Raw genomic sequence first — 13071 nt, 5'->3', positions numbered from 1 at the left:
GGTTTGGGGCAGGGTCGCGCCCCACCGCTCGGCGTGCTCGCAGCGACCGTATTGAGCCTTACTCGGTTTCCTTCGGATGCCCAGGCTCGCATCGCTCGAGTAGAACTCGGCCGGCGTTCTTCGCGCCTTTAGGCGCCGGATCGACGAAGAACCAGATCCGCCCACCGTCGGTCACCTTGTACTGGTACCGAGCGTAGGTTCGCCCTTGGTACGTCCCGTAGGCGTAGTCGCCCTTGAGCTGATACAGCCGCGATGTCTCCACTATCGGTTCTCGGGTGAGTGTGTCCCATGCATCGACCGTGGCGTTGCGTGCGGTCGCCAGCAGATCGGTCCAGCCCTTCGCGGCGTCACGCGTGGCGAACACGAGATGCCATTCGACACGTTTGATCGGACGAGGGACCGGGCCATCCTTCTTGCTCACGCGCCGAGATCCGGGGCTTCGACCACCTCGGGTTCATCGAGATACTCCAAGTCGGAGCCATCAGCTGTCAACCGAGGGTCGGCGTACGCCTCCGCCGTGGCCTTCCATGCTTCGAGCAGGATCGCGAGTCGATCGAAGCGGGCCACAGCGATGCAGGCACGCGCCGTGGCCTGGAACTCGGCGACGAACTCCGCGTGCAAGGCCGCAGGGAGTAACCCGATCCACGGCAGTGTCACGGCCAGGCGGGTGGCGACACGATCGAGCGCCGCCTCATCGAGGGAGGCAGCGAAAAGCTGCCCGACGACGCCGAGGGCGCTCAACTCCGCGCGGCTCGCCGACTCCTGGGTCAACCGCAGAGCTGGAGCATTCCGGCGAGTCAGAACCACCTCACCGCTGTCCTCGAGGACGCCAAGGACATCCTTGGGTGACCTCAAAAATTCGGAGAATGTGGCCGTAGTAGTCGACTTGCTCATACACACCATTACATCAGAACTAGTTCAGATATTCCAGGTGCCGTTGATCACGTAGCCTCCTCCGAGCATGCCTCCGCGCCCTAAGAGAGTCACCGTTGGCAAATTCTTCGGCCGCAGCGTCTCGGCGTCCAAGCCGCATGTGGCGTCGGTGTTCCTGCCCGACTTCCTGCCCTACTTCGACACCGAGGCGACCGCACACGTGGGGATCGAGCGGTCCGGGCGATCCGAATCCTTTCGTCGTCGCCGGACAGGCTGAACTTGTGCCCGACCAACGGGGCGCTCATCTGCGCTGGGTGCAACTTACCGTCCGCATCGCCGGCAGTGTTCTCGTCGGCATCGGCTACCGCATCGTTGTGGACGCCCACCCTGACATGATCAGTCGATAGAGCGCGGTGGCACTGCTCGTTCGAAGTACGTTGCCGCCGAAGACGAAGGATATTGCGCACTGTCCTGACCGCACCGAGTTGGTCGGCTTCGGCGCGGCCAAGGCTCAGGAGCTCGGTGTCGAAATCGACTGACACACCCTTCTCACGACTCTCCCGGGGAGTGAACGGCCGACCTGTTAGTTGAGAGGAGCACCACGGATAAGCCCGTAAGTCAAGCAGTCTTGATGTTGGGACGGCATTGGGACGGTGTTGGGACGGCATTGGGACGGTGTTGGGACGGCATTGGGACGGTGTTGGGACGGTGTTGGGACGGGTTCTTGATCGGAGTGCGAGACCAGGGAGATCGGCAGCGTGGGCCACAGTACGGGGACGTAGCCGAGGCTGAAGGAACGATCAAGACGCGTGAGAGAGGTTATTGCCTGAGCGGAATAATTCCCGTACGCGGGGGATTCGCTCCGATCCATGCTCTCTTCGTTGCGCTGATCGGAGCGTAACCAACGTGTCAAGGGGTGGTGGTGTAAATCGGGGATTTGTCCTGGCTGTCGGTTCTCGGTCGATCTGGCGCGTTTCTCACATAGGTGGCGCGGCGTTGGCGCAGTTTCTCGCCCGGGTGGCGCATGCCTCGGTGCTGGGAGAGATTGCGCAGTTGAGCCGTGCCGATGACGAGTTCGAGGCGGTGTTCGTCTCCGGGTCCGGGGTGGAGCGTCGGGTGCCGTGGCGGTGGTTGCCGGGAGGTGGTCGACGAACTGGAACGGCCGGTGAGGTCGTTCCTATCGGTTCTCAGCTGATCTGGCGGGAGTTCTCACACATGTGGCGAGGCTCCTCATCCGAAGTGGCGGAAGCGGTGGAACCGCAGTTCCACGTGTTGCAGTCGCGCCGATTCGGGTGCCTCTGTCCCCAGAATCCGCCAGATCGCGTGAGAAGGGGTTGATGACGACATGACCGCGACAAGTGGCGCACCGCAGCTCACGGCAGGGCGCCACCGCCAGATCGCTCAAGAACCGACACTGGCTCAATGAAGGTGGCGGAGGATCACTGAATCTGGCGAGTCGTGTCGGCTATCTGGCGGACGGCTCAGTGGAGCTGGGAGAGTTGGCCGGGCGAGATCACCCAGTATCACCTGGTGTAGCTGCGAATCGGCGAAACCTTCATCTCCATACTTATTTCCGTACTCGCCAAATTCAATGAGTCGCTCATCAAGGCAACGACGCACCGAGCCTGGCGAACCGCTGGTCAGGTCCGCCAGATTCATTGAGTCAGGACAGGATTTGTCCTGACTCAGTGCATCTGATGATGCCGACTCGGCGAATCTGATGCCGACTCGGCGAATCTGATGCCGGCGTCGGTCAATCTGATGCCCGGTGTAGTGAATCTGATGCGGAGTTCCCTGGTCAGCGCTCCGACAGCGCGTGCTGCCTTATCGAGAGGATCGCGACAACAGGCCGCCGTTCCGTGTGCATCCGATTGGTTAAGCCACGCGCGACGAGGTCACGCCGCCAATCTGATGCATCGTAGAACAGGATCGTTCCCGCATCGGTTTCGTTGAGTCGGGACACGGCGATTGCCGTAACAGCATTGCGGTGGCGCAAGGTCTGGTCAATGGGATGAGGATGGGACGCCTCCCAGAGGACTCCGATATGAGGCGATGAGCGCACAACTTCCAGATTTGGAGCGAGCACGGACCAGGAAACTTGGCAGCGCGTGTCACACAAGCTCCCTTACCGGGATCTTCCTCCGAGTAGGAGAGATCAATCAGCGGCGAGGTTGTGTGCTCGCTCGCGCAGGAGGGAGCAGCGTGGAAATGCGAACTGATCAGCGATCTGCGAACGCAAGGTTGCCGCGGCACCGATCGGCAGTTGGATACGCCGAGTCAGGATCAGGAAGTACGAATTGGCGAGCGGAAGGCGATCGCGGCGTCAGTGCCGGCACGCTCGTAATCTCCTCGCCGACTTGTGACGGCGAGGCCTGGCGATGACAACAACACCTCCGCAGCAAAGTGGTGCGCGGTTCGCACGCTCTCCCCGAATCAGTTCCTTGCCGCCGCGGCCGCACACCTGGCTCCGCGACAGTTTCTGCTTGGGAACGACCGCGGTCGGTGCCAGCGCCGCCGCTCCGCTGTTCGGATACAGCGCCCTCGCGATGCCCGCCGCGGCGAGCTTGTCGATCGCTGCCCTCTACGCCGGATTAGCCGGCAAACGTAACCAGCTTCGCGATGTCGACGTCGACGAAGTGATCGAAAGACTGTGTCCGATCGTGGGGCTGCCGGAGGCCACCCGGGCAGTGCTGTCGACATCGAAATGGAGCAGTGGATGGCCGGGACTTCCGAGGAAACTCACCGTGCACTACGACTCCACACAGGCACTGAATGACGAGACGTGGCTCGCTGATATCTGCGGGGTCTTCGAAGATCAAGGGTGGGGTTTCTTCGAACTCGACAAGCACGACCCCGCCCGCCGGCGCCTGATCTTCACGCCCGCTGCCGAGCCGGAACGAGAAGTTTCCGACAGCGACCAGGTTGTGCGCGCGAAGAGGATCATCGCCCAACTGTTGGGCCCGACCGCGACCGTAACCGTGATCGACGTCGCCGCCGAAACCGGCGAAGTGACCTCAATGGAAGTACGTCACGAACTTGGTCCGAAACTGGAATCGGATGGCTACCGGACCCGCGTCGAACGAGGAATGAGCGCGACATTGCCCGGTCGCTGGCGAGCACGGTGGAACCTTGAAACGGATTGGGTTCGATTCGAGCAACGCACAGCATTCCCGGACAGTGTCTGGTTGCCGGCACCGGACCTCGACCCCGGTGCCGACCTCATGGCCAGCTACGACTCGGTGGAAATTCCGTACGGAATCGACGAAGACGGCAACGAGGTTGTGTGGCGGCCGGCGATCGACCCGAACCTGATGCTGATCGGCCCACCCGGAAGCGGTAAGACCGTGACCGCACACAATCTGTTGGTCAACTTCTCGCGACGTGGATGGCCGATCTGGGTCCTCGACGGCAAGTACGTCGAATTCCTGGGATTCCAGGACTGGCCCAACGTACAAGTCGTCGCTACAACCATCGAGCAGCAAGTGGCGTTGGTCCACCGCGCCCGCGATCTCATGGAGTTCCGCTACCAGAAGATCGTTACCGGCGAGGCGACAGAAGCGGACTTCGAACCAGTACTGGTCTTTCTCGACGAATGGGCCGAGTTCCGCGGCAACGTCGAAGATTGGTACTCCAGGGTTAAACCGAAAGGTGGCGCCCGACAGCCGCCGGTGCTCAACATGCTCGCGTCGATGGCACGCAAGGCCCGAACCTCGCGAGTGCATCTAGTCTTCGGAACTCAGCGTCCCGACGCGCAGTACTTCCTCGGCGACATGCGTGACAACTTCGCCATGCGCATCTCCATGGGCCGGCTCTCACCACAAGGGGCACTCATGATGTGGCAATCACCGACGATCGGTACCAGCGTGCCCCGCAAGTGCCGCGGCCGCGGCACCACCGTCACCGACAACTATCAGCCCATCGAGATCCAGTGCTACCGCGTACCCGACCCACGCAAGACGCGAGCCGGCACCTTCGAGTCCGATCTGCTCGACACCCTCCGACCCCCGATAACACGCCATCCACGATTGCTGATCGTCCCACCGGACGAACTTCCGGACATCGACGCCACCGACGACACGTCAGAACCGGCACCGCTGACATACTTCGACTACATCGAAGCCGAATGGGTACTGGCCACCGACCGACCCGACCTCGATCCGGTGCTAAGAAGAGCGAAGATGACCCACGAAACCGATCGGCGTCTCGCGTCACCGACGGCGCTCCTCGGGCTACTCGGGGGCCGCGCCGAGCCCACCAACGAAGCAGCGGTAGAGCTCGACGACTACCGCACCCCGACAGCCGCCGGCGCCACCGATGCCGCCTCGTTCTTAGACCAGCTCTCTGCTCCACAACTCGGTGAATCCTCCGCCGCTCGGGCGGAGTCCTCACGCGCTCGACTAGCCCTGGTCAAAGAGTCAGCAGCAACCGAACCAGAGATACCGGCGGACGGCGGAGCCGAGGTCTTCGACATACCGGAGGATTCACCTGACACCTACGAGGACCAGTACGGGCCGGTCCGCGATGTTCGCGCCGCCGATGTCGCACTCGGCGACCTATTGCTGATGGAGGACATCGACGAATGGGTCGTCGTAGACACCGATCCCGAGCCGGACATCATCGAAGACTCATTGCTTTCGCTGACCTGGCGCAGCGACACCGATGAGTTCGGCGACCTCGCCTTACCTGACAGCTCCTACGTATCAATTCGCAAACCCATCCAGGTATCGGGCTGAGCTGGCAACGACGACTGCTGTCGCGCCCGTCGCACTCAGTATGGCTGGACACTCGCTCAGCCTCCACGGATAAGACGAAGCGCCAGGCGAGAATGAACTGTGCCGCCCATTCTGCTCACCCAGTTGCAGCCGACCGAGCCTCCAGCTCCGCCGGAGATCCCGGCCGAACCTCTGCCACCTGCTGAGATTCCATCGTCCCCGACGATCCCCGTCACACTCGAAGACTTGAAGAGCTTCCTCGAAGCGGCATCTCCGACACCCGGATTGCTGACTCAACCATGGGCCACCCTCCTCGCGAGCCTTGCTGTCCTCGGATCCGGATATCTCGTATATAGGAACGGAAATAAAACACGAAAACAGGCCGAGATACACTTCGGAACCTCTCATGACCTCGAAGTCACTCGCAGTCTGCGTGACAGATTTACCACCATCGCCGGCCAACTCGCGGACCCGGCCTCCGCCGTTCGTACTGCTGGCGTCTACGCAATGGAAGCTCTTGCCAACGACTGGCTGGCACGCGGGGATAAGTCCGAGGCGCAAGCTTGCATCAACGTCCTGTGCAGCTACGTCCGCGCGCCCTACGCACAAGCACAGGGGCGCGGTCAGAATCAAACGAACAGAATAATCCGCATCAGTCTTACAGACCGCGTCGTCGAAGAACACTATGAATACCGCCAGGACGACCGAGAAGTACGTCAGAGCATCATTCGCACGATCGCTGCTCACTTAAAAGCTAATGGTAAGGGCAACTGGAGCGATCTCGACTTCGACTTCACTGGCGCGCACCTCGACAACGCGGACTTCTCTTACGCAATTTTCAACAAACCTGCTCGCTTCGAACGCGCACAGTTCCTTGGAGCATCTGCCCGATTTGAGCATGCGACTTTCACGGCTTCAGCCACTTTCGGTGAGGCTCGATTCTGCAGCGGCCTCACAATATTTGACGATGCGAAGTTTCACGGCCCCAATAACAAATTCTCTGGCGCAAAGTTCGGAAGCAGGTACAACAGATTCGATCGAGTCGAGTTCACGGGCGGCATCACAAACTTCACGGATTGCGAGTTCGAGGGTGAGGATACAGCCTTCGATAGCGCTCGGTTCGAGAGTAAAAACACGCTGTTCACCGGCGCTAAGCTGCTCAGCAAAAGAACATGGTTCGTCGAAGCCACCTTCGAGAGCGAGATGACGTCGTTCGATCGATCAACGTTCGATGGAGAAGCAGTCTCATTTGACCAGGCCAAATTTCGAGGAAAGAATACGACGTTCAAAAATGCAGAATTTTCGGGCGGACTCACTGATTTCAATGCCGCCGAGTTTCGCGCAGAAGCGACGCGCTTCGGGTATGCGAAGTTCAATGGAGATCAAACTTCGTTTGATAAATCGACGTTCGGTGACACAAGGGCAAAGTTTGGTGGTACGGAGTTCAATAGCGTGAGTGGAACCACGTTTCATGAGGCAAGATTCATTGGCGGACGCATAACTTTCGGGTGGGCCATTTTCAACGGCCCCGCATCGTTTGAACGGCCGGAAGTGTGGGCGAACGTAGAATTTGACTGGAGTGCCCAAATTCCATACGAGATGAGAAAAAGAAAGCCGCAGAATGTTTTGCCGGACGTCTGGCCCCCCGCTTTGATGGACTCGCATGGTGCGGAGGAGGAAGAAGAGCAGGACTAGCGTCATCCTCGCGCGGCACACGTGGCCCCGCCCAACCCTGTTGTGGAAGTCGATGCACTTTTCCCAAGGGGGGCGGCTGGGGTGAGGATGCCTCGCGCAGAATCAAACGTACTGCTTGCAGAATCTGCTTGGACAAACTGCTTGCAGCTCTGCAGTGAGGGGACGATCGCGGCTTCGGGATACCGCGTGACCTGGCCGCTGACCTTTAGCTCGCGCAACGGGCGGTTGCAGCTTCGAACGGTAGATGTGCCGCGAGGAATCGATGAGACGTGCGACGACGTGGACTCCGGCGTGCTCCGATATCGTGACTCCACTAATGGCTTTTTGAGGCGTGGGCAGAGGCGGTAAGGAATCTTGGGAAGGTCCCGGCGCAGTCGAAAGAATGGCGCTGCACAACAACCACGCGCAGGGCTGGCCTCAGAACAGTTCTCTGAGCTGAACGCAACCTTCTATACCGGGGATCCCGCTGAGTACTTGCGCATGCGTATCGAGTCGTTGTCACTGACGCTGTGTGACGACTCGGCCCTAGCGCCTGCGTTCGGCTCTGCCCGCCGTGTGGGCATTGCGGAATTCGGCGCGATGCAGCCGCCGGACGAGGATGCGCGAGTCCGCTACGTCAGGTCCGAAGCTGTTGTGATCCTGCATCACTCCGCGGAAACACTCCTGAGGATGTACTTCGCGCACGTCGCTTACCCTCATTGCCCCTGGGTGGGTATCGCGTCGTCTCGGACGCCGGGTGAGTTCAAGGACAAGTGCCTCAAGGTCGCACATCACGGTGTGAAGCGGGACAACGTCGCTACAGTCTTCATGGGCGGCACCGACCCGAGGGGTGCCGCAGTACGCCTTACCGACGACCAGTTCGAGGCGTCGGTGGAGGCGCTGACCAGCCTTCTTCTCTTTTGCGCTGAGCGATTCTTGTCGGAGTCCTTCATCTACAACGCTGCGAAGCACGGCTCGAGCACAGTCAACCCCGAGCACCCGCTTCGAGGTTGAACCTCCGGGTGGTGGCGATCGTATTCCGATTTCGTCGGGATCGATGCTGACGTATCTGCACAAACCCGAGCGGCCCGGGTCACGGTCGGGCCCAGAATGGTTTGTCAGCGCCACCGGCACTCTCCCGGATCAGGACTTGGGTGTGGCTCTGTTGATCCAACGCGCGGTCTCCTCCCTATGGGATGTCGCGCGCCGTCGGTACACCGGACAGTCGGGCAGCATCAGCGTGTTCTCCCCGACGATGATTCTGGATACGGTCAACGGGCCAGTGCAGAACTCTCTCAACATAGTCCGGACGATTTCATTGAGCTACCGAAGAAGGGCAGCGATGGATCCATTTCGGAAGTGAGAGTGAACTTCACCCGTCAGGCTTTGGATGAAGGCTGGGATTCCTCCACTCCTGGCTTTCGACCAGTCAACCTTGTACGCGTTGATCTATCCCGTCGACAGAGGGATCTTCCGCCGATCACGGTCAGCAGGCAGAATTTGCTTCCGTTCTCACCGAAAGGCAGTACACGAGTCTGACTTCCCGGTGGGCGCGTCACGGCATTACAGGCTATATGATGACGCCGTCGCGGGGGAGAACCTGTGCAGGACAGTCGCGGACTTGTGGGTGGCTGCCGCGGCGGCAAACAAGCACGATCGAGAGATATCACCCGGCCGACTTGCCGATCGTAGTCGCAACACCAGCCAAGAACGGTGAGACCGATGGTATGAGGTTGCCCCTCGGGAGTGGACACCGGATTTCATGCGGCGACTGACAGCGTAGACGACGCGATGAGTCGTTGTTCGAACTCCACTGGGGTGAGGTATCCGAGGGCGGAGTGACGGCGACGTCGATTGAAGTACGAGAGCCACTCGAACAGGTCCAGCCGTGCCTGCGACTTCGACGTCCAACTCCGTCCGTGCAGCCACTCCCTCTTGAGTCCTTGGAAGAACGACTCGGCGAGAGCATTATCGTAACTCGAGCCGACCCGTCCTCGACTTAGCTGAATCCCATGACGGCGGCATACATCGACGAAAGCTGCTGCGGTGTACTGACCAGGCTCAACCGGTGGAAGCAACACCTCGATAACGGAGGTGTGGGAATGGGACGACCACCCGGGTGGGCAGCAGCGTTGACGGGGCGTGCGGTGATGCGGTCACCGGGACGGCCTCCGATACGCCGAGATCTAGAGCGGGCATTCTGGACGCGGATCGCCGAGGGTCTCACGAGCGACGACGCAGCGACCACATGCGGCGTGTCGGGGCCGGTGGGGACACGGTGGTTCCGCCAGGCTGGTGGGATGCCACCGATCGAGTTGACCCCGGTCTCGGGGAGGTACCTGTCGTTCACCGAGCGTGAGGATATCGCGCTGCTGCGAGCCAAGGGTATGAGTATGCGCGACATCGCTGACCGGATCGGACGGTCACCGTCGACGATCTCGCGGGAGTTGCGGCGGAACGCCGCCACCCGCAATGGCAAGCTCACATACCGAGCGTCGACCGCACAGTGGAAGGCCGACCTCGCCGCGAGGCGCCCAAAACCAGCGAAGCTCGCCGAACACGATCGGCTACGAGAATATGTGCAGGACAAACTGTCTGGTGTGATTCGTGCCGACGATGGAACCGTGGTGTCCGGTCCGGATGCCGCTTGGATTGGCCGAAACAAGCCTCGGCGCGGTGATCGTCGGTGGGCGACGGCGTGGAGTCCGGAGCAGATCTCGAATCGCCTACCGATCGACTATCCGGAGGACCCGACGATGCGCATTTCACCTGAGGCGATCTACCAATCGCTCTACATCGAGGGTCGCGGCGGCCTGGAGCGGGAGCTCGTCGCGTGCTTGCGCACCGGCCGGGCGCTGCGAAAGCCTCGTGCGCGAGCACGGAAGCAGCGCACCGGATTTATCACCGAGGAGGTGACCATCAGCGCCCGTCCGGAGGAGGTCGAGAGCCGGAAGACGCCGGGGCATTGGGAGGGCGACCTCATCATCGGTCTGACCCGGTCCGCGATCGGCACGCTCGTCGAGCGCACCAGCAGATACACGACTCTACTACACCTGCCGCGACTGAAGGGCTATGGAACAGCGGCGATGGTGAAGAACGGGCCGGCGCTGTCCGGATATGGTTCGGAGTCCGTTCGTGATGCTCTGGCCGCGACGCTGTCACCGCTGCCCGAGCATCTACGCAGATCCGTGACGTGGGATCGCGGAAAGGAACTCGCGCGTCATGCCGAGCTGACGGCATCTACGGGTATCCGTGTCTACTTCTGTGATCCGTACAGTCCATGGCAGCGCGGAACGAATGAGAACACCAATGGGCTGCTGCGACAATATTTTCCGAAGGGAACTGATCTGTCCCGATACAAGTTCCGTGAGCTTCAGGCGGTCGCCGATGCGCTCAACAACCGCCCCCGAAAAGTGCACGGTTGGAGAACTCCAGCGGAAGTGTTTGCCGAACAGGTACACTCGTCCTCACGGCACGGTGTTGCGACGACCGGTTGAATCCGCCCTGTGATCCGCGGTCGCTGTGGAAGATAACGCCACCGACGTCACCACCGCGGGTGCGCACCGCCATCTCGATCGCGTCCGTGACGAGATCGGTGCGCATGTGGTCAGCGATCGACCAGCCCACCACCCGGCGTGAGAAGATGTCGATCACCGTGGCCAAGAACAACCACGAGGATCCCACCGGGATGTAGGTTATGTCCCCACACCACTTGGTATCGACAGCCGTAGCGGTGAAGTCTCGCATCACCAGATCCGGCACCGACGGAGCCGACTTGTCCGCGACGGTCGTGCGCTTGCTGCGGCGCAGGTGCCTGCCCACCACGTGGTGGATTCGCATCAGCCGGGTCACCCGTTTGCGGTTGATCTTGCGTCCGCGGGAGCGGAGTTCGGCGTGAACCCGCGGGGCACCGTAGGCGCTCCGGTGCTCGGCATGAATGGCGCGGATCTCGGCGACCGTCGCGGCTTCCTCGGCCTGGCGCTCGACTCGGGCCGGCTCCGTGATCAGGTGCTTGTAGTAGCCGGAACGGGAGGTCCCGAGCACCCGGCACAGCCGCTGCACGCCGAACTCGGCGCGATGGTCGGAGATGAAGTCCCAGCGGCGGGTCTTCACTTCACCTCCTTTGCGAAATACGCGGCCGCCCGGCGCAGAATCTCGCGTTCGAGCTGCCATTCCTTTTCCGCACCGCGCAGCCGCGCATTCTCCGCGCGCAGCCGCGCGAGCTCGTCCGCCTCGGTCCCGTCGGCGCCGGTACTGCGGTCCTGCGAGCGCGCGTTACGGGCGGTGTCCTTGCGGACCCACGTCCGTAGCGTTTCGCCACTGACGCCCACATCCGCGGCCACCGCCGCGTACGTGCGTTTGCCGTCGGCCGCGCGATACAACGCGACCGCGTCTTTCCGGAATTCCTCCGTGTACAGAGACTGGCGTCCCACCTCGACATCCCTCCTGGCTCTCCTAGAACCATTGTCCGGGGTGTCCACTCAAAGGGTGCAGCCTCAGGTACGACCGGACGGTCGGTGAAGATCCCACGCAGGCAAGTGGCAGCGGTCAAGGACGGGATGCTTCGACGGCGCATTGAAGGGGGTACCGGTTGTTCTGATACCCCTTCACTTCTCTACATCTCGGCGTACGCGCCCCCTGAATCCCTGGACTGAAGAAGCTTTCCTCTCCATTCCGGGATGAATAACGGCCAATAGATAATTGACCTCCACGTTAGTTGGAGCCTGATGCCCCACTCTCGGGTTCCCTCGCCCGATCCACGATCTCGTTGAGATGGCATTGCTCTTCACTGGGGCCGCTGTAGCGGAAAGGAAAGTTCGGGTTTTCCCTTTGGTTTTTCAGCACATCGATCTGCTGCTGTGCGCAATTCGTTACGGCTGGAGTAGGAGGAGGAGATTCGCCCACCAAAGTGAAAATCCCCGCAACAATTGCTGATGCGAACAGGAACGCGCCAGTTATTACGGCGATTGACCCAGGTCGGTCAATGGAAGACGTTAGGGCGGGGTTCGGTTGAGGGGGTGCTGGTTGTTGGTGTAAGACGATGTTGGGTGGGGTGTTGTTCAGAAAAAACCGTCCGATAGCCGCCTGGATTTCGGCATCCGATGTTGTCAACTACTCGGCCTATTGCGAGGAGCGGGTGAGTCAAGCTGGTCAAACGTAAGCGCAGCTTCGCGCGAAAGTTGCTTGACTGCGTCCTCGTATCGATAACGCACGCGTGGGAATTGATATACGACATAGATAACTAGGGCTATAGCTCCTATAAGAGTAAGCGCCATAGTCGAAAGGCTAAGTGGCGACTGTTGGAGCGTGGTCCACTTCAGCGCGATGATCGTCAGGTCAATGACCAATGTTGCGATTGCCATGCCAAGGCCTAGACGGAGTTTCGCACGGGACGCGTGGAAGCGAGAGCGGAGCTCCTTGGAGAGTCCGTTGACGCTGTCTTTGTAGATCTCCTGCATCTCGCGGATCTGCCACACCTCACGATCCATGTCGGGATCATACTTGTCGGACCGGATGCTTCGGGGCGGATCTGAGACAGGGTGAACTCTAGAACGCCAGTACCTCGGCTTCATGCGAACTCGCGACACGACACACTACCGTCGACTCGACCGGCTTCGCCGCCGGTTGGCAGGTGGTGGCGCGGCAGTCGTACGGCACTGCCGATGCACCGGCCATCCACTGACGAGGAATCACCCCGAAAGAACCACTGGACAGCAGATATCTGCCCGGTGTTCTCGCCCGAGAGAGTACGGGGAGCAGCGTCCGGCGCCGTCTCGGATGCGTGGCACGGGACTTGTTCAAAAAGAACGCC

9 protein-coding genes and 2 pseudogenes are annotated in these 13071 nt (G+C 60.9%); 7 read left to right on the top strand and 4 right to left on the bottom strand.

The genetic code is table 11. The features are described 5' to 3' along the window. Positions 1-58: 58 nt before the first annotated feature. Together GO592_RS41965 and GO592_RS41960 are read right to left on the bottom strand one after the other, a co-directional pair. Entirely contained in the window at positions 59-421 is a 363-nt protein-coding gene (locus GO592_RS41965) for a hypothetical protein (protein ID WP_012686751.1), read from the bottom strand. Next, positions 418-894, bottom strand: coding sequence for a hypothetical protein (locus GO592_RS41960; protein WP_043827368.1), 477 nt, complete (start codon positions 892-894; stop codon positions 418-420). The genes GO592_RS41965 and GO592_RS41960 overlap by 4 nt, the downstream gene beginning before the upstream one ends. Positions 895-961: 67 nt before the next feature. Between GO592_RS41960 and GO592_RS41955 the strand changes: the two genes are divergently transcribed. The 6 genes from GO592_RS41955 to GO592_RS41940 all read left to right on the top strand — a co-directional run bounded on the left by GO592_RS41955 (position 962) and on the right by GO592_RS41940 (position 8273). After that, positions 962-1150, top strand: a complete 189-nt coding sequence (locus GO592_RS41955; RefSeq protein ID WP_012686753.1) for a hypothetical protein — start codon at positions 962-964, stop codon at positions 1148-1150. A gap of 4 nt (positions 1151-1154) precedes the next feature. After that, positions 1155-1280 carry a hypothetical protein gene (locus tag GO592_RS46175; RefSeq protein ID WP_283236609.1) on the top strand — a complete coding sequence of 42 codons (126 nt, stop codon included), beginning with the start codon at positions 1155-1157 and terminating at the stop codon, positions 1278-1280. Positions 1281-1286: 6 nt separating this feature from the next. Beyond that, the gene (locus GO592_RS46170) at positions 1287-1412 is read left to right on the top strand and encodes a hypothetical protein (protein ID WP_268960729.1); all 126 of its coding nucleotides are present in this window, start codon (positions 1287-1289) and stop codon (positions 1410-1412) included. 1839 nt (positions 1413-3251) lie between these two features. Next, positions 3252-5606, top strand: a complete 2355-nt coding sequence (locus GO592_RS41950; protein ID WP_012686754.1) for an FtsK/SpoIIIE domain-containing protein — start codon at positions 3252-3254, stop codon at positions 5604-5606. A 99-nt stretch (positions 5607-5705) separates the two neighbouring features. Then, complete coding sequence (locus tag GO592_RS41945; RefSeq protein ID WP_012686755.1) at positions 5706-7280, top strand: pentapeptide repeat-containing protein; 1575 nt, start codon at positions 5706-5708, stop codon at positions 7278-7280. A gap of 480 nt (positions 7281-7760) precedes the next feature. Continuing rightward, a complete protein-coding gene (locus GO592_RS41940) occupies positions 7761-8273 on the top strand; it encodes a hypothetical protein (RefSeq protein ID WP_012686756.1) in 513 nt (170 codons plus the stop codon). A gap of 746 nt (positions 8274-9019) precedes the next feature. Here GO592_RS41940 and GO592_RS41935 read toward each other — a convergent pair. After that, a pseudogene (locus tag GO592_RS41935) lies at positions 9020-9313 on the bottom strand (integrase core domain-containing protein); the annotation flags it as partial. Positions 9314-9361: 48 nt separating this feature from the next. On the opposite strand from GO592_RS41935, the gene GO592_RS41930 reads away from it, so the two are divergent. Continuing rightward, a complete protein-coding gene (locus tag GO592_RS41930; protein WP_043827253.1) occupies positions 9362-10756 on the top strand; it encodes an IS30 family transposase in 1395 nt (464 codons plus the stop codon). 7 nt (positions 10757-10763) lie between these two features. On the opposite strand, the pseudogene GO592_RS41925 reads toward GO592_RS41930, so the two are convergent. After that, a pseudogene (locus tag GO592_RS41925) lies at positions 10764-11692 on the bottom strand (IS3 family transposase); the annotation flags it as partial. Between the last annotated feature and the right edge of the window lie 1379 nt (positions 11693-13071).

Origin of the sequence: Rhodococcus sp. 21391, from assembly GCF_016772255.1 — a bacterium.
GTDB lineage: Bacteria > Actinomycetota > Actinomycetes > Mycobacteriales > Mycobacteriaceae > Rhodococcus_F > Rhodococcus_F opacus.
The sequence above is the reverse complement of the archived record's forward strand: the minus strand, read 5'-3'. Positions and strand labels throughout refer to the sequence as shown.

Excerpts from the sequence above, each read along its gene's own strand:
- GO592_RS41930 (WP_043827253.1), top strand. The coding sequence starts at position 9,362 with ATGGGACGACCACCCGGGTGGGCAGCAGCGTTGACGGGGCGTGCGGTG.
- GO592_RS41955 (WP_012686753.1), top strand. The coding sequence starts at position 962 with ATGCCTCCGCGCCCTAAGAGAGTCACCGTTGGCAAATTCTTCGGCCGC.
- GO592_RS41960 (WP_043827368.1), bottom strand. The coding sequence starts at position 894 with ATGAGCAAGTCGACTACTACGGCCACATTCTCCGAATTTTTGAGGTCA.
- GO592_RS41940 (WP_012686756.1), top strand. The coding sequence starts at position 7,761 with ATGCGTATCGAGTCGTTGTCACTGACGCTGTGTGACGACTCGGCCCTA.
- GO592_RS41950 (WP_012686754.1), top strand. The coding sequence starts at position 3,252 with ATGACAACAACACCTCCGCAGCAAAGTGGTGCGCGGTTCGCACGCTCT.